22 protein-coding genes, 1 pseudogene and 1 other annotated feature (1 of these 24 running past the window's edge) are annotated in these 19,140 nt (G+C 54.7%); of the genes and pseudogenes, 15 read left to right on the forward strand and 8 right to left on the reverse strand.

What is annotated here, in order from left to right:
* Positions 1 to 86, forward strand: a sequence feature (Trp leader region) (it extends 16 nt beyond the left edge of the window).
* A gap of 23 nt (positions 87 to 109) precedes the next feature.
* The 6 genes and pseudogenes from H7K52_RS06030 (at position 110) to H7K52_RS06060 (ending at position 7,135) form a co-directional block, all read left to right on the forward strand.
* Positions 110 to 1,675: an anthranilate synthase component 1 gene (locus H7K52_RS06030; RefSeq protein ID WP_140033352.1), complete on the forward strand. Its 1,566-nt coding sequence runs from the start codon at positions 110 to 112 to the stop codon at positions 1,673 to 1,675.
* Positions 1,675 to 3,269, forward strand: a pseudogene (gene trpD, locus H7K52_RS18930) (bifunctional anthranilate synthase glutamate amidotransferase component TrpG/anthranilate phosphoribosyltransferase TrpD). The gene H7K52_RS06030 and the pseudogene trpD overlap by 1 nt, the downstream one beginning before the upstream one ends.
* Before the next feature lie 2 nt (positions 3,270 to 3,271).
* Complete coding sequence (gene trpCF, locus H7K52_RS06045) at positions 3,272 to 4,633, forward strand: bifunctional indole-3-glycerol-phosphate synthase TrpC/phosphoribosylanthranilate isomerase TrpF (protein WP_003853888.1); 1,362 nt, start codon at positions 3,272 to 3,274, stop codon at positions 4,631 to 4,633.
* Between the two features lie 45 nt (positions 4,634 to 4,678).
* Positions 4,679 to 5,869, forward strand: a complete 1,191-nt coding sequence (gene trpB / locus H7K52_RS06050; protein ID WP_003853891.1) for a tryptophan synthase subunit beta — start codon at positions 4,679 to 4,681, stop codon at positions 5,867 to 5,869.
* Positions 5,869 to 6,672, forward strand: a complete 804-nt coding sequence (trpA, locus tag H7K52_RS06055) for a tryptophan synthase subunit alpha (RefSeq protein ID WP_078804458.1) — start codon at positions 5,869 to 5,871, stop codon at positions 6,670 to 6,672. Before trpB ends, trpA begins: the two co-directional genes overlap by 1 nt.
* Before the next feature lie 148 nt (positions 6,673 to 6,820).
* On the forward strand, positions 6,821 to 7,135 hold the full coding sequence (locus tag H7K52_RS06060; RefSeq protein ID WP_009089937.1) for a BON domain-containing protein: 315 nt from the start codon (positions 6,821 to 6,823) through the stop codon (positions 7,133 to 7,135).
* 48 nt (positions 7,136 to 7,183) lie between these two features.
* On the opposite strand, the gene ompW is transcribed toward H7K52_RS06060, so the two are convergent.
* Positions 7,184 to 7,819, reverse strand: a complete 636-nt coding sequence (ompW, locus tag H7K52_RS06065) for an outer membrane protein OmpW (protein WP_181162201.1) — start codon at positions 7,817 to 7,819, stop codon at positions 7,184 to 7,186.
* A gap of 251 nt (positions 7,820 to 8,070) precedes the next feature.
* On the opposite strand from ompW, the gene H7K52_RS06070 reads away from it, so the two are divergent.
* Genes H7K52_RS06070 through yciA form a run of 4 tightly spaced genes read left to right on the forward strand, consistent with a single transcriptional unit; the run spans position 8,071 to position 10,322 of the window.
* Positions 8,071 to 8,487 (forward strand): YkgJ family cysteine cluster protein, encoded by a 417-nt coding sequence (locus H7K52_RS06070; RefSeq protein ID WP_003853899.1) that lies wholly within the window; start codon positions 8,071 to 8,073, stop codon positions 8,485 to 8,487.
* A gap of 27 nt (positions 8,488 to 8,514) precedes the next feature.
* Positions 8,515 to 9,249 carry a YciC family protein gene (locus tag H7K52_RS06075; protein WP_003853901.1) on the forward strand — a complete coding sequence of 245 codons (735 nt, stop codon included), beginning with the start codon at positions 8,515 to 8,517 and terminating at the stop codon, positions 9,247 to 9,249.
* Between the two features lie 51 nt (positions 9,250 to 9,300).
* Complete coding sequence (locus H7K52_RS06080) at positions 9,301 to 9,840, forward strand: septation protein A (RefSeq protein ID WP_182629828.1); 540 nt, start codon at positions 9,301 to 9,303, stop codon at positions 9,838 to 9,840.
* Between the two features lie 59 nt (positions 9,841 to 9,899).
* Positions 9,900 to 10,322, forward strand: coding sequence for an acyl-CoA thioester hydrolase YciA (gene yciA, locus H7K52_RS06085; protein WP_003853906.1), 423 nt, complete (start codon positions 9,900 to 9,902; stop codon positions 10,320 to 10,322).
* A gap of 36 nt (positions 10,323 to 10,358) precedes the next feature.
* Here the strand turns inward: yciA and tonB are convergent, their stop codons facing one another.
* Entirely contained in the window at positions 10,359 to 11,102 is a 744-nt protein-coding gene (gene tonB, locus H7K52_RS06090; protein WP_008925290.1) for a TonB system transport protein TonB, read from the reverse strand.
* Between the two features lie 197 nt (positions 11,103 to 11,299).
* On the opposite strand from tonB, the gene H7K52_RS06095 reads away from it, so the two are divergent.
* Both H7K52_RS06095 and H7K52_RS06100 read left to right on the forward strand, forming a co-directional pair.
* Positions 11,300 to 11,596: a YciI family protein gene (locus tag H7K52_RS06095; protein WP_003853909.1), complete on the forward strand. Its 297-nt coding sequence runs from the start codon at positions 11,300 to 11,302 to the stop codon at positions 11,594 to 11,596.
* A gap of 76 nt (positions 11,597 to 11,672) precedes the next feature.
* Positions 11,673 to 11,858, forward strand: coding sequence for a hypothetical protein (locus H7K52_RS06100; protein WP_003853911.1), 186 nt, complete (start codon positions 11,673 to 11,675; stop codon positions 11,856 to 11,858).
* 223 nt (positions 11,859 to 12,081) lie between these two features.
* On the opposite strand, the gene ycgZ is transcribed toward H7K52_RS06100, so the two are convergent.
* Positions 12,082 to 12,324, reverse strand: coding sequence for a regulatory protein YcgZ (gene ycgZ, locus H7K52_RS06105; protein ID WP_003853913.1), 243 nt, complete (start codon positions 12,322 to 12,324; stop codon positions 12,082 to 12,084).
* Between the two features lie 352 nt (positions 12,325 to 12,676).
* Here ycgZ and H7K52_RS06110 point away from each other — a divergent pair, with 352 nt between their 5' ends.
* Positions 12,677 to 12,994 (forward strand): hypothetical protein, encoded by a 318-nt coding sequence (locus H7K52_RS06110; protein ID WP_003853915.1) that lies wholly within the window; start codon positions 12,677 to 12,679, stop codon positions 12,992 to 12,994.
* Here the strand turns inward: H7K52_RS06110 and H7K52_RS06115 are convergent, their stop codons facing one another.
* Complete coding sequence (locus H7K52_RS06115) at positions 12,995 to 13,168, reverse strand: YciY family protein (RefSeq protein WP_003853917.1); 174 nt, start codon at positions 13,166 to 13,168, stop codon at positions 12,995 to 12,997.
* A 159-nt stretch (positions 13,169 to 13,327) separates the two neighbouring features.
* Here H7K52_RS06115 and cls point away from each other — a divergent pair, with 159 nt between their 5' ends.
* Together cls and H7K52_RS06125 are read left to right on the forward strand one after the other, a co-directional pair.
* Complete coding sequence (cls, locus tag H7K52_RS06120) at positions 13,328 to 14,788, forward strand: cardiolipin synthase (RefSeq protein ID WP_182629829.1); 1,461 nt, start codon at positions 13,328 to 13,330, stop codon at positions 14,786 to 14,788.
* Between the two features lie 45 nt (positions 14,789 to 14,833).
* The gene (locus tag H7K52_RS06125; RefSeq protein ID WP_003853921.1) at positions 14,834 to 15,157 is read left to right on the forward strand and encodes an HI1450 family dsDNA-mimic protein; all 324 of its coding nucleotides are present in this window, start codon (positions 14,834 to 14,836) and stop codon (positions 15,155 to 15,157) included.
* Between the two features lie 48 nt (positions 15,158 to 15,205).
* Here the strand turns inward: H7K52_RS06125 and oppF are convergent, their stop codons facing one another.
* From oppF to oppB, 4 genes are read right to left on the reverse strand one after another with little or no spacing between them, the layout of a single operon-like run.
* A complete protein-coding gene (gene oppF / locus H7K52_RS06130) occupies positions 15,206 to 16,207 on the reverse strand; it encodes a murein tripeptide/oligopeptide ABC transporter ATP binding protein OppF (protein WP_003853922.1) in 1,002 nt (333 codons plus the stop codon).
* Positions 16,204 to 17,220: an ABC transporter ATP-binding protein gene (gene oppD / locus H7K52_RS06135; protein ID WP_003853924.1), complete on the reverse strand. Its 1,017-nt coding sequence runs from the start codon at positions 17,218 to 17,220 to the stop codon at positions 16,204 to 16,206. The genes oppF and oppD overlap by 4 nt, the downstream gene beginning before the upstream one ends.
* Before the next feature lie 11 nt (positions 17,221 to 17,231).
* Positions 17,232 to 18,140, reverse strand: a complete 909-nt coding sequence (oppC, locus tag H7K52_RS06140) for an oligopeptide ABC transporter permease OppC (protein WP_182629830.1) — start codon at positions 18,138 to 18,140, stop codon at positions 17,232 to 17,234.
* Between the two features lie 14 nt (positions 18,141 to 18,154).
* The gene (oppB, locus tag H7K52_RS06145) at positions 18,155 to 19,075 is read right to left on the reverse strand and encodes an oligopeptide ABC transporter permease OppB (protein ID WP_003853929.1); all 921 of its coding nucleotides are present in this window, start codon (positions 19,073 to 19,075) and stop codon (positions 18,155 to 18,157) included.
* Positions 19,076 to 19,140 lie beyond the last annotated feature (65 nt).

Consider the following 19,140-nt stretch of genomic DNA (forward strand, 5'->3'; position numbering starts at 1 on the left):
TTCCCGAATACGGGCGACTGGGTCGTGCACACTTTGCGTAAACGCTGTGCTAATACCTGAGCCCGCCACCGAGCGGGCTTTTTTTTGAGCGAAATTCAGAGAAATCATCATGCCAAATGCGAAACCTACAGTGAAGTTGATTACCGGCAACGCGCCCTACCGCGAAGATCCGGCCGCAGTGTTTCATCAGCTGTGCGGCGCACGTCCGGCAACCCTGCTGCTCGAATCTGCTGACATCGACAGCAAGCGCAATTTGAAAAGCCTGCTGATTGTCGACAGCGCGCTGCGTATCAGCGCCATGGGTAATACGGTTACCGTTCAGGCGCTGTCAGAAAATGGCCGCGCCGTGCTGCCACTGCTGGATGAGGCGCTGCCCGCCTCCGTCAGCAATCAGGTCCGTCCCGATGGACGCGAGCTGACTTTCCCGCAGAGCACCGATCATCAGCAGGATGAAGATTCCCGCCTTAAGGCCCTGTCGGTGTTTGATGCATTGCGTCTGATTCCACAGCTGGTTAACTCCTCTGCCGACGAACGTGAAGCCGTGCTGCTGGGAGGCTTGTTCGCTTATGATCTGGTGGCAGGTTTTGAAACCCTGCCGGAGCTGGATAATCAGCAACGCTGCCCCGACTACTGTTTTTACCTGGCAGAGACCTTACTGGTGATCGATCACCAGACCCGCAGCGCGCGTCTGCAGGCCAGCCTGTTCTGCCCGTCCACCAGCGAATTCCAGCGCCTGCAACGTCGCATTGAGCAGCTTCATGGTCAGATGCTGCAGCCTGCTCCGGCCCTGCCGGTTCAGTCGGTAGAACAGATGTCGCTGACGACCAGCCAGAGTGATGAAGAGTACTGCGACGTGGTTCGCACCATGCAGCAGGCGATTCGCATCGGCGAGATTTTCCAGGTCGTGCCGTCGCGCCGCTTCTCGCTGCCGTGCCCGTCACCGCTGGCCGCCTACGACACGCTGAAAAACAGCAACCCAAGCCCGTACATGTTTTTCATGCAGGATCAGGATTTCTCCCTGTTTGGCGCGTCGCCTGAAAGCTCGCTGAAGTATGACGCCACCTCGCGTCAGATTGAGATCTACCCGATTGCCGGTACCCGTCCACGTGGCCGCCATGCAGATGGTTCACTGGACCGCGATCTCGACAGCCGCATTGAACTGGAGATGCGCACCGACCATAAAGAGCTGGCTGAACATCTGATGCTGGTGGATCTGGCGCGTAACGATCTGGCGCGTATCTGCGTGCCCGGCAGCCGTTATGTCGCTGATCTGACCAAAGTCGACCGCTATTCCTTTGTGATGCATCTGGTTTCCCGCGTCGTGGGCACGCTGCGCGCCGACCTCGACGTCCTGCACGCCTATCGCGCCTGTATGAACATGGGCACGCTAAGTGGTGCACCTAAGGTTCGTGCCATGCAGCTGATTGCCGGTGCTGAACGCACGCGTCGCGGCAGCTATGGCGGCGCGGTGGGTTACTTCACTGCCCAGGGCGATCTCGATACCTGTATCGTTATTCGTTCGGCCTATGTCGAAGACGGCGTTGCCACCGTGCAGGCGGGCGCCGGTGTGGTGCTGGACTCTAATCCGCAGGCTGAAGCGGATGAAAGCCGCAATAAAGCCCGCGCCGTACTGCGCGCTATTGCAACTGCCCATCACTGCAAGGAGATCTTCTGATGGCCGATATTCTGCTGCTCGATAACATCGACTCATTTACCTATAACCTGGTTGATCAGCTGCGGACCTTTGGTCACAACGTGGTGATTTATCGCAACAATCTTCCCGCTGAACTGTTAATTGAACAGCTGCAGCGGATGGAAAATCCGGTGCTGATGCTCTCCCCCGGCCCCGGTGCACCAAAAGATGCTGGCTGTATGCCGGCGCTGCTGCGGGTGCTGCGCGGTCGTCTGCCAATTATCGGTATCTGTCTGGGGCATCAGGCAATTGTCGAAGCCTATGGCGGCCATGTGGGTCAGGCAGGCGAGATCCTGCACGGCAAAGCCTCTTCCATCGTTCATGACGGCGAAGCCATGTTTAACGGCCTGAGTAATCCACTGCCGGTGGCGCGCTATCACTCGCTGGTGGGCAGCAACACGCCAGATGAGCTGACGGTCAACGCCAGTTACAACGGGATGGTCATGGCTGTTCGCCATGAAGCCGATCGCGTCTGCGGTTTCCAGTTCCATCCAGAATCGATTTTGACTTCTCAGGGCGCGCGTCTGCTTGAACAGACGCTGGCCTGGGCGCTGGCGAAGTAACAGGGAGAATAACGATGCAACAGACACTGGAAAAACTTTACCAGGCGCAGACGCTGAATCAGGCTGAAAGTCATGCGCTGTTCAGCGCCATTATTACCGGACAGCTGGAGCCCACGCAGCTTGCTGCCGCGCTGGTTGCCATGAAAGTACGCGGTGAAACGCCGGAAGAGATTGCCGGAGCCGCCACGGCGCTGCTGGAAGATGCCAAACCGTTTCCCCGCCCGGATTACGCGTTTGCCGATATCGTGGGCACCGGTGGAGATGGCAGTAACAGCATTAATATCTCGACGGCCAGCGCCTTTGTGGCCGCGACCTGCGGTCTGAAAGTCGCTAAGCACGGCAACCGCAGCGTCTCCAGTAAATCGGGTTCATCGGATCTGCTGGCCGCTTTTGGTATTAATCTTGATATGCCCGCTGACCGTGCGCGCCAGGCGCTGGACGATCTGAACGTCTGCTTCCTGTTTGCGCCCCAGTACCACACCGGCTTTCGCCACGCGATGCCGGTCCGTCAGCAGCTGAAGACCCGTACGCTATTTAATGTGTTAGGTCCGCTGATCAACCCGGCGCGCCCTCCACTGGCAGTAATCGGTGTTTATAGCCCGGACCTGGTGATGCCGATTGCCCAGACGCTGAAAGTGCTGGGTTATCAGCGCGCCGCAGTGGTTCACGGTGGCGGCATGGATGAAGTGGCGCTGCACGATGTGACACACGTGGCTGAACTCCGTGAAGGGGAAATCACCCGCTATCAGCTTTCGCCAGAAGACTTTGGTTTTGGCTTCCATCCCAAAGAAGCGCTGGCGGGCGGCACGCCGGAAGAAAATCGTGACATTCTGACGGCTTTACTCCAGGGTAATGGCCAGCAGGCCCATGAGGAGGCGGTCGCCGTCAACGTGGCGATGTTGCTTAAAGTATTTGGTCAGGAAGATCTGCGTGAAAACGCACAGCAGGCGCTTAACGCCATCCGCAGCGGACAGGCTTATGAGCGTGTAGTCGCACTGGCAGCAAGAGGATAATCATGAAAGGCACCGTGTTAGAAAAAATTGTTCAGGACAAAGCGATTTGGGTTGAAGCCCGCCAGCAGCAGCAGCCTCTTTCCACCTTTCAGAACAGCATTGAACCTGCCAGCCGTCATTTCTACGACGCGCTGCAGGGCGCAAGAACCGCGTTTATCCTGGAGTGTAAAAAAGCGTCACCCTCAAAAGGCGTGATTCGCGAGGATTTCGATCCAGCCGCCATTGCCGGGGTTTACCGCCATTACGCTTCCGCGGTGTCCGTGCTGACTGATGAGAAATATTTTCAGGGCGACTTCGCCTTTCTGCCGATTGTCAGCGCTGCAATCACCCAGCCTGTGCTGTGCAAAGATTTTATCATCGACCCTTATCAGATCTATCTTGCCCGCTACTACCAGGCGGATGCGATCCTGCTGATGCTGTCGGTACTTGACGATGAGCAGTATCGTCAACTGGCCGCCGTGGCGCACAGCCTGAAGATGGGCATTCTGACGGAAGTGAGTAATGAAGAGGAGCTTGAGCGGGCTATCGCGCTGCAGGCTAAAGTCGTGGGAATTAACAACCGCGACCTGCGTGACCTCTCTATTGATCTCAACCGTACCCGCCAACTGGCGCCACGCCTGTCGCACGGCGTGACGGTCATCAGCGAATCGGGTATTAACAGCTACGCTGATATTCGCGAGCTGAGCCACTTTGCGAATGGCTTCCTGATTGGCTCAGCCCTGATGGAAGAAGCTGACCTGACGGGCGCGGTGCGTCGCGTCACGCTGGGCAGCAATAAAGTGTGCGGCTTAACCCGTGACGAAGATGCACGTGCTGCGTATGAAGCTGGCGCGATCTACGGTGGTCTGATTTTCGCTGAAGGTTCACCGCGCCAGATCGACACCGCCACTGCACTTACCGTGATTGCTGCCGCGCCGCTGCGCTATGTCGGCGTATTCCGCAACAACTCAGTTAGTGACATTGTCACGCATGCCACCGAACTTTCACTGTCCGCAGTGCAGTTACATGGCAATGAGACACCGGAATTTGTGGCCGAACTGCGTGCGGTGCTGCCCGCAGAGATTCAGATCTGGAAGGCGCTGCGCATTGAAGGCACGTTACCGGCGCGCGACTGGCCCCATGTTGACCGCTATGTCTTTGATAATGGCGATGGCGGCACCGGACAGCGTTTCGACTGGTCGCTGTTGCAGGGTCAGACGCTGAACGATGTGCTGCTGGCCGGTGGCCTGAGCGCAGATAACTGTGTTGAAGCCGCGCAGCTGGGCTGTGCCGGACTGGACTTCAACTCTGGCGTGGAAAGTGCGCCTGGCATCAAAGATGCCCGTAAAATTGCCGCTGTGTTTCAGACACTGCGTGCCTACTGATTTGCCCGGCCTGCTCCACAGCGGGCCCGAGAAAGGAAGATAAAAATGACGTTACTGAATCCCTATTTTGGCGAGTTTGGCGGAATGTATGTTCCGCAGATCCTGATGCCCGCTCTTCAGCAGCTGGAACAGGCGTTTGTCGACGCCCAGAAAGATCCTGAGTTTCAGGCCGAATTTACCGACCTGCTGAAGAACTATGCGGGTCGTCCTACTGCCCTGACGCTGTGCAAAAACCTGACAAAAGGCACGAAAACCCGCCTCTACCTGAAGCGTGAAGATCTGCTGCATGGTGGCGCGCACAAAACCAACCAGGTGCTGGGTCAGGCGCTGTTAGCCAAACGCATGGGCAAAAACGAAATCATTGCCGAAACCGGTGCCGGTCAGCACGGTGTGGCTTCCGCGCTAGCCTGTGCGCTGCTGGGCATGAAATGCCGCATCTATATGGGTGCGAAAGATGTCGAGCGTCAGTCACCTAACGTATTCCGTATGCGTCTGATGGGCGCAGAAGTGATCCCGGTTCACAGCGGCTCCGCCACGCTCAAAGATGCCTGTAACGAAGCGCTGCGCGACTGGTCTGGCAGCTACGAGACCTCTCACTACATGCTCGGCACCGCGGCGGGTCCGCATCCCTTCCCGACCATTGTGCGTGAGTTCCAGCGCATGATCGGCGAAGAGACTAAAAAGCAGATTCTGGAAAGAGAGGGCCGTCTGCCAGACGCCATCCTCGCCTGTGTGGGTGGCGGCTCCAACGCTATCGGGATGTTTGCCGACTTTATCGACGAACCCGGCGTGAAGCTGATTGGCGTTGAGCCTGCCGGCCACGGCATTGAGACCGGCGAGCATGGCGCACCGCTTAAGCACGGCCGCGTCGGTATCTACTTCGGAATGAAATCGCCGATGATGCAAACGCATGATGGCCAGATTGAAGAGTCTTACTCGATTTCTGCCGGTCTCGACTTCCCGTCAGTTGGTCCGCAGCATGCGCACCTGAACAGCATCGGTCGTGCAGAATATGTCTCCATTACCGATAACGAAGCAATGGACGCGTTTAAACAGCTGTGTCGTGCGGAAGGTATCATTCCGGCGCTGGAATCCTCTCACGCCCTGGCGCACGCTATGAAGATGATTCACGCCGAACCGGAAAAAGAGCAGTTGATTGTCGTTAACCTCTCTGGCCGTGGCGACAAAGATATTTTCACCGTTCATGATATTTTGACAGCGCAGGGAGAAATCTGATGGAACGTTACAATCAACTTTTTACCCGTCTGTCAGCGAACAACGAAGGGGCTTTCGTTCCTTTTGTGACGCTGGGCGACCCTTCTCCTGAGCTTTCACTGCGCGTGATTGACGCCCTCGTTGAAGGTGGCGCGGATGCGCTGGAGCTGGGCATTCCCTTCTCCGATCCGCTGGCGGATGGGCCGACCATTCAGAACGCAACATTGCGCGCCTTTGCGGCGGGCACCAACACCAGCCAGTGTTTTGAAATGCTGGCGACTATCCGCCGGAAATACCCGGATTTGCCGATTGGATTACTCATGTACGCCAATCTGGTCTTCACTAACGGCGTGGATGCGTTTTATGCCCGTTGTGCTGAAGCGGGTGTCGATTCGGTTCTGGTGGCGGATGTCCCGGTTGAAGAGTCAGCGCCTTTCCGCCAGGCGGCTCTGCGTCACGGCGTTGCCCCTATCTTTATTTGTCCGCCTAACGCCAGCGATGACCTGCTGCGCGAGATTGCGTCGCACGGTCGGGGTTATACCTACCTGTTATCACGCGCCGGTGTCACGGGGGCGGAAAATCGCGCCAGCCTGCCGCTGAAGCATCTGATCGACAAGCTGCGCGAATACCACGCGGCGCCACCGCTGCAGGGCTTTGGGATTTCAGAGCCTGAACAGGTGAAAGAAGCGATTGCTTCCGGCGCCGCAGGTGCGATCTCCGGTTCTGCGATTGTCAAAATCATTGAAAAGCATCATGCAGAACCTGAAGTGATGCTGAGCGAACTGAAAAATTTCGTCAGCCGCCTCAAAGCCGCCAGCCGTTAATCCTGCCAGCATGCCTTATCCCACGATAAGGCATGATTTGTTTCCTTTTTTTCATCTCGCTATTTGCCCTTTTTGCAAAATCTGCACCACAATGACAATGCGCCGTTACGGTAACGTCGCATCCATTTTGTGACAGGGAGAGAAGGCAATGAAATTCGTTAAACTGCTGACAGGTGCTGTACTGGCGGGCGTGGTTGCGCTGACACTGAGCGCCTGTGCGCCAACCGCAACCAAAGAGGGAACCGGTGGCTATATTGATGACACCGTGGTGACCACGAAAGTTAAAGGTGAGCTGCTGAAAGATGATTCGCTGAAATCAACTGAAATCAACGTAGAAACCTTTAAAGGTAAAGTTCAGCTGAGCGGCTTTGTTTCATCACCACAGATGGCTAATCGTGCCGTACAGGTCACGCGCAGCGTGCCGGGCGTGAAGTCAGTCGTCAACAACATGCAGATCAAATAACGTCTTAACCGACACAAAAAGGCCGCTGATTCAGCGGCCTTTTTCTCATCAGAAACGGTAACCCGCTCCGAAGAAGAAGACCCAGGGATCGATGCGCATATTGATGTTCTGCTGTTCGCCACCGGCTTTAAACTTCACTTCCGTGTCAATATCCATGTACCACAACGACGCGTTCAGCATCCAGTCACGGTTAATCTGATAATCCAGACCAACCTGACCTGCCATACCCCAGGAATCTTTTACGCTGAGATCGGTCAGTCCCGCATCGCGGCCCGTCTGATTGAAATCGGCATCGTAGAAGGTGGTGTAGTTGATACCTACGCCGATATAAGGACGCACTTTACTTTTGCTGTCAAAAAAGTAGTACTGCGCCATCAGCGTGGGTGGTAACTGGCGCACGGTAGCCAGCGTGCCGGTCGGACCAAGACCCACTTTATGGCGGAATGGCGTGGCCGCCAGTAGCTCGACGCCAATGTTATCCGTTGCCATATAGGTAAAGGTCAGACCCAGTTGCGTGTCGTTGGAAGCGCTGAAAGACCCCATCCCCAACACATTATCGGAACCTTCGGTAGGACGGACGGTGGCACTGCCGGCCCGCATAAAGAAGTCGCCCGCTTCGTGTGCCATTGCCAGCTGGGGAAGAGCCAGCGCCAGCAGCATCGCGCATTTTGCCAGTTTCATCATCACTCCTTTGCTTAATGTGAATGTAGCGACTGTCATCGCTTTTTTTGCTGGCAATTATTTAACGTGATTCAGAGAAAATTGCACTCTGTAACATTCAGATAAAGTGTTTAAAAAACAATGGATTGATTTAGATCAATTTCAACTGCGGCGGCCACAGCCAAATTCCCCTTGCTGAATAATTTTGCCCGCTCTATGTTGCTTATCTTCATTGTTGATTTTGGTTCGATGCCCTGGGAGGGGCGGATGATCAAATGAGTGAGCTTTCCAACCCTTGTGTCAGCTGTGGCGCCTGCTGCGCCCATTTCCGTGTCTCATTTTACTGGGCTGAAGCCGATGATGCGGGCGGCCTGGTGCCGACCGAATTAACCGAACCGCTTAACCTGTTCATGCGTAATATGCGTGGCACTAACCGTGCAGCACCCCGCTGCGTTGCTTTACAGGGCGAAATTGGCGGCTGTGTCTCTTGCGGCATCTATGAACAGCGTCCTGCGCCCTGTCGGGAGTTCACTTTGTCCGGTGAAGGAGGTATTCATAATGAAGCCTGCGATCGTGCCCGCGCCCGTTATGGTCTTCCTGCCCTTTTTTCGCCATCTTTACCTGTTATGACAGAAAGTTATGCCCTGCCGGGTGCCCCGGAGCTGCCAGAACATGTACAATCGCCGGGTTAATTAACCCGGTTCCTTCAAGGAGTGTACATGTCTATCACGGCAAGCTCGTTATACCGTGACACAGGAAATTTTGCGCGGCATCAACTCTCTACAGTGTTGTTGATGTCGCTGCTGGCCGCTTTTGTCACTGTCATGCTGGTGCATGTGCTGACACCAGGTGCCGATCAGATGGCCATCCTGCAACAGGGCGATGACAGTGCCAGTTCGTTGTTTGAGATGGTGCAGAATATGTCACCGGAACAGCAGCAGGTGCTGCTGCGTGCCTCGGCGGCCAGCACCTTTGCGGCGCTGATGGGGAATACGCTGCTGCTTGGCGGCATGCTCTATCTGATCCCGATGGTCTCCTCAGGCCAGCGTGTCAGTGCGCTGCGGGCGATTGGTGCGTCAGCGCCGCTGTTGCCAAAGCTGCTGCTCCTGACCTTCCTGATGACGCTGGTGGCGCAACTGGGCTTTATGGTGCTGGTGGTGCCAGGCATTCTGCTGACGATTCTGCTGTCGCTGGCGCCCGTGATGGTCGCCAGTGAGAAGATGGGTGTCTTTGCCGCGATGCGCGCCAGTATGCGGATGGCCTGGAAGAATGTGAAGCTGATTGCCCCCGCAATACTGCTCTGGCTGCTGGCCAAAGTAATAGTGATGCTGTTTTTCTCTTCGCTGACGGTACTCCCGCTGAATGTTTCCTCGGTAATTTTCACTGCCGCAGGCAATGTGGTTTCAGCAATGTTGATTATCTACCTCTATCGGCTCTATATGCTGTTACGTTGATTGACGGTGTGCCTTCGGGCGCATTTGAAGCCAACTCTGAATGGAAAAACTATGAAGCAGCTACTCGACTTTCTCCCCCTGGTGGTCTTTTTCATCTTTTATAAGCTTTATGACATTTTTGTCGCCTCGGGCGCCCTGATTGTAGCAACCGGTCTGGCCCTGGTGGTCAGCTGGGTGCTTTATCGCAAGCTGGAAAAGATGACGATTTTCACCTTTGTTCTGGTGGCCGTTTTTGGCACCCTGACGCTGGTGTTCCACAACGATGAGTTCATTAAGTGGAAAGTCACGGTGATCTACAGCCTGTTTGCCGCCGCCCTGCTCTACAGTCAGTGGTTTATGGAGCAGACGCTGATTCAGCGCATGCTGGGTAAAGAGCTGCAACTGCCTGATGCGGTCTGGCGCAGGCTCAATGTCGCCTGGGCACTGTTCTTCCTGATCTGCGGCCTGGTCAACATCTATGTTGCCTTTTGGTTATCTCAGGCGTTTTGGGTTAACTTTAAAGTGTTCGGTCTCTCGAGTCTGACCTTACTGTTTACCCTGCTTAGCGGGCTTTACATCTGGCGACAGATGCCGCAGCAGGAACAAAAATAATCATCTGCCCGGCTCGCCGGGCATTTTTTTAGCATTTACCTGCATAAAAAGTGGAAGCAATGGGCGAAAAACATAAATTACCGCAAGGCGAAATGGTGCTGCGAACGCTCGCCATGCCGGCAGACACCAACGCCAACGGCGATATTTTTGGTGGCTGGCTGATGTCACAGATGGATATGGGCGGCGCTATCCTGGCAAAAGAGATCGCTGAAGGACGTGTGGTTACCGTGCGCGTTGACGGTATGTCATTCATGAAGCCTGTCGCGGTGGGCGATGTGGTGAGTTGCCATGCGAGCTGTCTCCGTACCGGTAACAGTTCCATGACGATTAACGTGGAAGTGTGGATCAAAAAAGTGTCATCTGAGCCGATTGGTCAAACCTACTGTGCAACGGAAGCGGTATTTATCTATGTGGCAGTCGACAATGAGGGGAATTCACGTCCTCTGCCAGCCGGCCGCGCCAATCAGCAGCCTGCAGGATAACTGACGGGTCAGGCAATCTGAGCCTGACCCGGCGCCTTACTCAATACTGGCACCGCCATTGATTTTGAAAACGATATTCATCGTCAGCCCCTGTCCTGGCTTCTCTTTCTCGTAGCGCCAGTTTTTCATCGCCTGTTTGACGGTCCGCTCAAACATATTGCTCGGCTGTGCAGAGAGGATCTGGATATTATCCACCCGTCCGTCGCTGTCCACATCGAATTTTACCCGAACGCGCCCTTCTATCCGCAGTGCCAGAGCACGCGGCGGATAACCTGGCTTGGTAACGGCCAGGGCTTTGGGACCGGTTGAGGCCGATGCCGTGGGTGACGGCGTTGCTTTTGGCGCTGCAGCAGGTTTGTTCTGGGTCGCCGGAACATCCTGCTTAAAGGGGTCAGCCTGCGGTTTGGTCTCCCGACGCGGCTTCACCTCGCGTTTGGGCTGCTCCCGCTTGTGCTCCGGTTTGGGTTTAGGTTTGGGCTTTGGTTCAGGTTTAGGGATCGGCACCGGCTCTGCTTTCGGCGGCTCCGGTACAGGCTGCGGTTCGGGTTCTGGCTGGGGTTCTGGCTGCGGCGCAGGCGGCTGCACGATGGCCGGTGCAGGCTCGGGCTGGACCTCCGGCGCGACCATCGTCACGCTGATAGGCTGCGACGCCTTAGGCACCTCACTCACCTGCTGGAATGACATATACAGAATTCCGGCAATCACAGCGCCATGCAAAGCTACAGACAACAACATGGAGACAGGCGTGCGTTTAGGTAATGGCATAGTCAGCGTGGTCATAACAGTCGCGGCGATTGAATGAAGCAGCGATTTTAAATGCAAATAGCAATCAGTTTCAATAACTCCCGCCATCCTCTCTGAAGAAAAGCGCTTTTTAGCCCTTTATGCTGAGCGATTCACCCTCTACAGGTTTCGTTTGCACTCTAATCGTCAATCCCTTAACGTGTTGCAAAATTCGGATAATCAGGAGTTCCTTAGTGCTTTACGTAATTTATGCAGAAGATACTGCAGAGTCACTGGAAAAACGTAACGCCGTTCGCCCCGCCCATCTGGCGCGGCTTAAACTGCTGCAGGAAGAGGGACGCCTGATCATTGCAGGGCCGATGCCTGCAGTTGACAGTAACGATCCGGGCGTGGCGGGCTTTACCGGCTCAACGGTGATTGCTGAGTTTCCATCATTAGAAGCCGCACAATCCTGGGCGCAGGATGACCCTTATTTTGCCGCAGGCGTCTACAAACAGGTCTCGGTTAAACCATTCAAACGCGTCTTCTGATAGAGAACATGCAGTCAAAATGGCTTCTGTGCCTGGCACAGAAGCCATTTTTGTTTTTATCATTGAAGGAGGAAAGATGCAGATAATCATTATGGGACTGCTGGCAATTATCACGCTGCTGATTGGCGGTGCAGTTTATCTCTGGCGCACCCAGGGGTGGCGTAATAAAAAACAGTGGATTGTCATGCTGATTGTGCTGGCGGCCGCCCTGCAACTGGTCAACGTTACGCTGATGATGACGGCGCAGCGTCTTCCGGGATAATGTTCACTTAGCAATGCATCTGGTTCACAGAATAATTGATTAACGCTTTAACCTTAACTGTGTTGCGAGATAATCATAAGGCAACCCAATTTAATACCGTGGCGTTTATGCAGGACCACAATTAATAAAGGCGTTGCCCCTGACTGACTGAATTCGATCGCGTAGTGAGATTCGCCTGCACTCTGCTTTACACATCTCTTGCTGACACAATATCGGCGCGCGATTAACTCCGGTCCAGGATCAGGCCAATTAATGCATGGTAGTGCTGCTCTTCTTCCGGGTTGTCGACATGTTGTAAACGGCTGATAAGTTTTGAGCAGATAGCTTTACGATTCAGGCTACGGCCAGAACTGATAATTTCTGTAACAACAGATCCAAGAATGGCCTGCTGGGAAGGCTGCGCAGCACTGTGCAAATAAGCTGAGATATCAGATACTGAAGCGGGAATACGAACGTTAGTCTGCATGGTTGGCCCTCATAGGATTCATTAAAAGTTACTAACCTATGCGGTAAAGCTATACAACCAGGCCTTAGCTGTACAGGTATTTAGGTTAAAAAATCGCTGATTTGTACATTTAAAAAAATAAAATCATAAATTTCAGTAGCTTGACTAAATGTAAAGTTGTACAGGTTTCCTGTCATTCATCACCTCCTGTTCTGGTATCCTGACCGCTACGCGCTGTTGTTCGGCTAATTATGATCTGAACATCATTTTTTTAGCTTTAAAGAGGAATTATTCAGAAGGGCTGTCTACATTTATTACTGATTGATTACACCTCTGACCTCGAAGGGATGCGCAGTATCGTCGCGGGCTCATTATGAATAAAACCTACACTCGCCAGACTATTACGCTGTTTGATCCGCTGTTATCACGGATTCAGGCTATTGCCGATCCAAAAATTGAAGTCCTGAGTGGTTATCCGGCCAACTGCTCAGCGTGGCTGACCGTTTATTATCAGCGTAAGTCTGATAAATGGTCTTTTGAATGGTATGACCGTGTGGGTTATCGCAGACCCACATCGCTGGGCAGCGTAGTGGATTGTCTGATGCGTGAAGTCACCGATCGGGGAGCGTCACGACAGGAACATTCCATGGCGCGACGAGTAATGGATGAATTAGGGTTTCTGGAAGCCTGATTATATTATCTGCGTAATAAACAGAATCGAGCGACGCTGCTGCTGGGCCAGTTGATGGCGGATGCAGTGGATGCGTTTATAGCGTCGCGACTGCCCTTCCAGCCAGCGTGAACGACGGCGATGCACCTGGCGTAACATTCTCCAGCGCGCCACTTCATTTCTGCTTCGTTTCATCACTTCCTCACTGACGTCATCTATGCCGGGGCATTATAGAGATCTTTGCGGCAATGCCAAATCGGATCCTTCATCGATGATGTCCTGGATTAAGGGTTTCGTTAACCGGCTTCTGCACGTAAACTTGCCGGACGAAAGCGCGAACGGGACGTCCACTTTATGACCACTTTTTACACCCTGATCAGCTGGTTACTGGTATTTGGTTACTGGCTGCTCATAGCCGGGGTGACGCTGCGCGTATTAATGAAAAGACGTGCGGTAACATCCGCCATGGCATGGCTTCTGGTTATCTATATTCTGCCACTGGTAGGCATAATCGCTTATCTTTCGTTTGGCGAACTGCATCTGGGTAAACGTCGTGCGGAGCGTGCGCGCACCATGTGGCCGTCTACCGCCCGCTGGCTCAGTGACCTGAAACAGTGCCGTGAAATTTTTGCCACTGAACACAGTGACGTTGCTCGCTCGCTCTTCGAGCTTTGTTACCATCGCCAGGGCATTGCCGGGGTCAAGGGAAACCAGCTTCAGCTGCTTACCAGCTCTGACGATGTTATGCAGGCGCTGATTCGTGATATTCAACTGGCACGCCACAGCATAGAGATGGTTTTTTATATCTGGCATCCCGGTGGGCTGGCAGATGAAGTCGCAGAATCGCTGATGGCGGCCTCGCGCCGTGGCGTTCACTGCCGACTGCTGCTCGACTCAGCGGGCAGCGTCGACTTTTTCCGCAGTCCCTGGGTGGGCATGATGCGCAATGCCGGGATCGATGTCGTAGAGGCGTTGCAGGTTAGCCTGCTGCGCGTCTTCCTGCGACGAATGGATCTCCGCCAGCATCGAAAAATCGTTCTGATTGATAATTACATCGCCTATACCGGCAGCATGAACCTGGTCGATCCGCGCTTCTTTAAACAAAGCGCGGGCGTAGGCCAGTGGATTGACCTGATGGCGCGTATGGAAGGTCCGGTAGCGACCGCGATGGGCATTGTTTTCAGCTGCGACTGGGAGATTGAGACCGGTAAGCGCATTCTGCCGCCGCCGCCCGATCGCAACATCATGCCGTTTGAACAGGAGAGCGGCCACACGGTGCAGGTCATCGCCTCCGGTCCTGGCTTCCCGGAAGATATGATTCATCAGGCGCTGCTGACCGCGGTCTATTCAGCGCGTGAGCAGCTGATCATGACGACTCCTTACTTAGTGCCGAGCGACGACCTGCTGCATGCTATCTGTACGGCCGCACAGCGTGGCGTTAATGTCAGCGTGATTGTGCCGCGTCATAACGACTCGCTGCTGGTCGGCTGGGCCAGCCGCTCCTTCTTCAGCGAGATGCTGGAAGCGGGCGTGAAAATCTATCAGTTTGAAGATGGTCTGCTGCACACTAAAAGCGTGCTGGTCGATGGACAGCTGAGCCTGGTGGGCACCGTGAACCTGGATATGCGCAGTTTATGGCTCAATTTTGAAGTGACGCTGGTGGTCGATGATGCCGGTTTTGGCAGCGATCTCGCCTGTGTGCAGGATGATTATATCGCCCGTTCCCGCCTGCTGGATGGCAAGCGCTGGGCAAAACGTGCGTGGTGGCAGCGCATCGTCGAACGACTGTTTTACTTCTTCAGCCCTTTACTGTAAAACGAGCCAGATTGTGTAAATGGCCGCAGGCCGACAGGACAGACTATGGATTTAAATAATCGCCTTACCGAAGATGAAACGCTGGAACAAGCCTACGATATCTTTCTTGAACTGGCTGTCGACAATCTTGATCCGGCAGACGTCATTCTCTTCAATCTGCAGTTCGAAGAGCGCGGTGGCGCAGAGCTGTTTGATCCGTCTGAAGACTGGAAAGATCATGTCGATTTCGATCTGAACCCTGACTTTTTCGCCGAGGTGGTGATTGGGTTGGGTGAAGCGGACGGTGAACCGATTACCGACGTCTTTGCTCGCGTGTTGTTGTGTCGCGAAAAAGATCACAAGCTCTGTCATATCCTGTGGCGTGAATAGGCGTCAAAGCAGATAAGAAAACGCCGGGCAAGTGCCCGGCGTTTTGCATTATAGCGGGTCGACTTTCAGACAGGATACCGCATGGTGGAAACTGCCTTCCAGAAGCGGACGGGTTTTCGCACATTCCGGACCGGCAATCGGACAACGGGTGCGGAATACGCAGCCGGATGGCGGATTAATCGGCGACGGCAGCTCCCCTTCCAGCAGCTGAATCTCCTTGTTCTTCTCTTTATCCGGATCGGGAATCGGTACAGCAGACATCAGCGCACGGGTGTATGGATGCTGCGGATTGGTGTAGACCTCTTTGTAAGTCCCCAGCTCCACCGCATGCCCCAGATACATCACCAGCACCCGGTCAGAGATGTGTTTCACCACCGCCAGATCGTGCGCAATGAAAATCAGCGACAAGCCCATTTCCCGCTGCAACTGCTGCAGCAGGTTCACCACCTGCGCCTGAATCGAGACATCCAGTGCAGACACCGGCTCGTCACAGATAATCAGCTTCGGCTCCAGAATCAGCGCACGTGCGATACCGATACGCTGACACTGCCCACCCGAGAACTCATGCGGGTAGCGGTTAATCAGGTTTGGCAGAAGCCCGACTTTCATCATCATATTTTTGACACGGTCTTTGACTTCCTGACGCGCCATTTTTGGATGATAAGTACGAAGCGGCTCTGCGATGATATCGCCGATGGTCATGCGCGGGTTCAGGGACGCCAGGGGATCCTGGAATATCATCTGGATATCGCTGCGGGCTTTGCGCCACTCCTCTTCGCTCTGACCCAGCAGATCGCGGCCTAACCAGGCGACACGACCTTCGGTGGCCTTAACCAGGCCGATAATGGCGCGCGCCAGCGTCGATTTACCGCAACCCGACTCGCCCACCACGCCCAGGGTTTCACCTTCATACAGACGCAGGCTGACACCATCCACCGCTTTCAGGGTTTTTGATGGCTGCCAGAACCACTGTTTGCCATCTTTAATGTCGAAATGCACCTTGAGATCGGCGATTTCCAGTAACACTCTTTTTTCAGCTACGGTGCTCATACTAACTCCTCCACCGGCTTAAAGCAGGCACGCAGACGGCCATTGCCAAACGGTTCCAGCGGCGGTGCCTGGGTGCAGATATCCATCGCGTGCGGACAACGCGGCTGGAACGGGCAGCCCTGCGGCAGACGCAGCAGGTTCGGTGGATTGCCCGGAATGGTGGCCAGGGTTTCGCCTTCAATCGCATCCAGACGTGGCACCGCATTAAGCAGGCCAATTGAGTAAGGATGGGCTGGCTGGTAGAAGACATCACGGGCGCTGCCATACTCCATAGTGCGTCCGGCATACATCACCAGCACTTTGTCGCAGATGCCTGCCACCACGCCGAGATCATGGGTGATCATGATAATGGCGGTGTTGAACTCGCGTTTCAGGTCGTTGAGCAGCGTCATAATCTGCGCCTGCACCGTCACATCCAGCGCGGTAGTTGGCTCATCGGCAATCAGCAATTTTGGGCGGCACAGCAGCGCCATGGCGATCATCACACGCTGACGCATTCCGCCGGAGAATTCATGCGGGTACATTTTCATGCGTTTGCGTGCTTCCGGCATTTTCACCGCATCCAGCATCCTTACGGACTCTTCGAATGCCTGGGCGCTGTTCATCCCTTTGTGCAGCTTAAGCACTTCCATCAGCTGCTCGCCTACCCGCATATAGGGGTTCAGTGAGGTCATCGGATCCTGGAAGATCATCGCAATCTGTTCGGCGCGGAGTTTATTGAGCTGGTTCTCAGGCAGATTCAGGATCTCTTTACCGTTGAACATTGCTGAGCCGCCAATGCGGCCATTTTTTGCCAGCAGCCCCATCAGGGCAAAGGCGGTTTGTGACTTGCCAGAACCAGACTCGCCAACAATGCCCAGCGTTTCACCGGCGCGCAGCGAGAAGTTCAGGTCGTTGACGGCGGTAACATCCCCATCGTGCGTGCCAAAGGTCACGCGTAAATCTTTGACCGTAAGTAGCTGTTCGCTTCCCGCGCGGGCCGCCATCGCTGGCTGGAATTCATGAATAGTCATCGGGAAACTCCTTAACGATCTTTCGGGTCGAGGGCATCACGCAGGCCATCGCCAATAAAGTTGAAACAGAACAGCGTGACCACCAGGAAGCCCGCCGGATAGAGCAACAGCCACGGCGACACTTCCATTGAGTTAGCCCCGTCGCTCAGCAGCGCGCCCCAGCTACTCAGCGGCTCCTGTGTCCCCAGACCCAGGAAGCTCAGGAAGGATTCAAACAGGATCATGCTCGGTACCAGCAGCGAAGCGTAAACCACCACCACGCCCAGCACGTTTGGCACGATGTGACGTACCACGATTTTCCAGGTTGATACCCCACCGACATGCGCTGCTTCGATGAACTCTTTGCGCTTCAGGCTCAGCGTCTGGCCGCGCACAATACGCGCCATATCCAGCCATGAAACCATGCCGATAGCGGCAAAAATCAGCAGGATATTACGACCAAAGAAGGTCACCAGCAGGATCACGAAGAACATAAACGGGAAGGAGTTGAGAATTTCCAGAATACGCATCATCACCGAGTCGGTTTTGCCGCCCAGGTAACCGGCTATTGAGCCATACAGCGTGCCGACGATCACCGCAATCAGCGCAGACGCTACGCCCACCATCAGTGAGATACGACCACCGATGGCCACACGGACCAGTATGTCACGTCCCGATGAATCGGTGCCAAACCAGTGACCAGATGTCGTATCGGGCGGTGAGGACATCATGGACCAGTCGGTATCGTCGTAGGTGAAATGCGCCAGCATCGGCGCAAAAATCACGAACAGCGTGATTACTAACAACACCAGCAGACTGATTAAGGCTGCCCGGTTATGGATAAAACGACGACGCGCGTCCTGCCAGAGACTGCGCCCTTCTACTTCCAGCTTTTCACTGAACGCATCAAGAGCTTCGCAGTTTTTCTTACTTAACATCATGGCGAACTCCGCAATCAGTAACGAATTTTGGGATCGATAACGGCATAGAGCACGTCAACAATCGCGTTAAACAGAATGGTCAGCAAACCGACCAGGATGGTCAGGCTCATCACCAGAGAGTAGTCACGGTTCAGCGCGCCGTTCACAAACAGCTGACCGATACCCGGCAGACCGTAGATCGACTCAATCACCATCGAACCGGTGATGATGCCGACAAACGCCGGTCCCATGTAGGAAATCACGGGCAGCAATGCGGGCTTGAGCGCATGACGCAGCACAATGCGGCGCAGCGGCAAGCCTTTGGCGCGCGCGGTGCGGATAAAATTGGAGTGCATCACTTCAATCATTGAACCACGAGTGATACGCGCAATACTGGCGATATACGCCAGCGACAGCGCCACCATCGGCAACAGCATGTAGTTCCACTGACCACCGTTCCAGCCACCGCCGGGCAGCCATTTCAGGGTGATGGCAAAGAGCAGAACCAGCAGCGGCGCGACCACGAAACTCGGTATCACCACGCCGGTCATTGCCACCCCCATCACCACGAAGTCCCATATACTGTTCTGTTTAAGCGCGGCGATCACACCCGCCGTGACGCCCAGTATCACCGCCAGCAGGAACGCGGCCAGGCCGAGTTTGGCTGAGACCGGGAACGCGTGCGCGACCAGATAGTTGACCGAATAATCTTTGTATTTAAACGAAGGGCCGAAATCGCCGTGCGCCAGCTGCAGCAGGTAATCAACATACTGCTTACCGATGGGATCGTTGAGGTGATATTTCGCCTCAATGTTGGCCATCACTTCCGGGGCCAGGGTGCGCTCGCCGGTAAACGGGCTGCCGGGTGCCAGGCGCATCATAAAGAAGGAGATGGTGATCAGGACGAACAGCGTCGGAAGCGCTTCAAGCAAGCGACGCAGGATGAATTTTAACATTGCCGTACCTACCAGGCTGTTGCATCACAACATATAAATAAGTAAAAAAGGCGGCGCCAGACGCG

It is taken from the genome of Pantoea hericii (assembly GCF_014155795.1).
GTDB lineage: Bacteria > Pseudomonadota > Gammaproteobacteria > Enterobacterales > Enterobacteriaceae > Pantoea > Pantoea eucalypti.

Bases quoted from the DNA above. Each gene is read 5' to 3' on its own strand.
- H7K52_RS06100 (WP_003853911.1), top strand. From the start codon at position 11,673: ATGCAGATAATCATTATGGGACTGCTGGCAATTATCACGCTGCTGATT.
- trpA (WP_078804458.1), top strand. From the start codon at position 5,869: ATGGAACGTTACAATCAACTTTTTACCCGTCTGTCAGCGAACAACGAA.
- H7K52_RS06070 (WP_003853899.1), top strand. From the start codon at position 8,071: ATGAGTGAGCTTTCCAACCCTTGTGTCAGCTGTGGCGCCTGCTGCGCC.
- ycgZ (WP_003853913.1), bottom strand. From the start codon at position 12,324: ATGCAGACTAACGTTCGTATTCCCGCTTCAGTATCTGATATCTCAGCT.
- H7K52_RS06110 (WP_003853915.1), top strand. From the start codon at position 12,677: ATGAATAAAACCTACACTCGCCAGACTATTACGCTGTTTGATCCGCTG.
- oppD (WP_003853924.1), bottom strand. From the start codon at position 17,220: ATGACTATTCATGAATTCCAGCCAGCGATGGCGGCCCGCGCGGGAAGC.
- cls (WP_182629829.1), top strand. From the start codon at position 13,328: ATGACCACTTTTTACACCCTGATCAGCTGGTTACTGGTATTTGGTTAC.
- trpB (WP_003853891.1), top strand. From the start codon at position 4,679: ATGACGTTACTGAATCCCTATTTTGGCGAGTTTGGCGGAATGTATGTT.
- yciA (WP_003853906.1), top strand. From the start codon at position 9,900: ATGGGCGAAAAACATAAATTACCGCAAGGCGAAATGGTGCTGCGAACG.
- H7K52_RS06030 (WP_140033352.1), top strand. From the start codon at position 110: ATGCCAAATGCGAAACCTACAGTGAAGTTGATTACCGGCAACGCGCCC.
- oppB (WP_003853929.1), bottom strand. From the start codon at position 19,075: ATGTTAAAATTCATCCTGCGTCGCTTGCTTGAAGCGCTTCCGACGCTG.
- oppC (WP_182629830.1), bottom strand. From the start codon at position 18,140: ATGATGTTAAGTAAGAAAAACTGCGAAGCTCTTGATGCGTTCAGTGAA.
- trpCF (WP_003853888.1), top strand. From the start codon at position 3,272: ATGAAAGGCACCGTGTTAGAAAAAATTGTTCAGGACAAAGCGATTTGG.
- oppF (WP_003853922.1), bottom strand. From the start codon at position 16,207: ATGAGCACCGTAGCTGAAAAAAGAGTGTTACTGGAAATCGCCGATCTC.
- H7K52_RS06075 (WP_003853901.1), top strand. From the start codon at position 8,515: ATGTCTATCACGGCAAGCTCGTTATACCGTGACACAGGAAATTTTGCG.
- H7K52_RS06125 (WP_003853921.1), top strand. From the start codon at position 14,834: ATGGATTTAAATAATCGCCTTACCGAAGATGAAACGCTGGAACAAGCC.
- tonB (WP_008925290.1), bottom strand. From the start codon at position 11,102: ATGACCACGCTGACTATGCCATTACCTAAACGCACGCCTGTCTCCATG.
- H7K52_RS06080 (WP_182629828.1), top strand. From the start codon at position 9,301: ATGAAGCAGCTACTCGACTTTCTCCCCCTGGTGGTCTTTTTCATCTTT.
- H7K52_RS06115 (WP_003853917.1), bottom strand. From the start codon at position 13,168: ATGAAACGAAGCAGAAATGAAGTGGCGCGCTGGAGAATGTTACGCCAG.
- H7K52_RS06060 (WP_009089937.1), top strand. From the start codon at position 6,821: ATGAAATTCGTTAAACTGCTGACAGGTGCTGTACTGGCGGGCGTGGTT.
- ompW (WP_181162201.1), bottom strand. From the start codon at position 7,819: ATGATGAAACTGGCAAAATGCGCGATGCTGCTGGCGCTGGCTCTTCCC.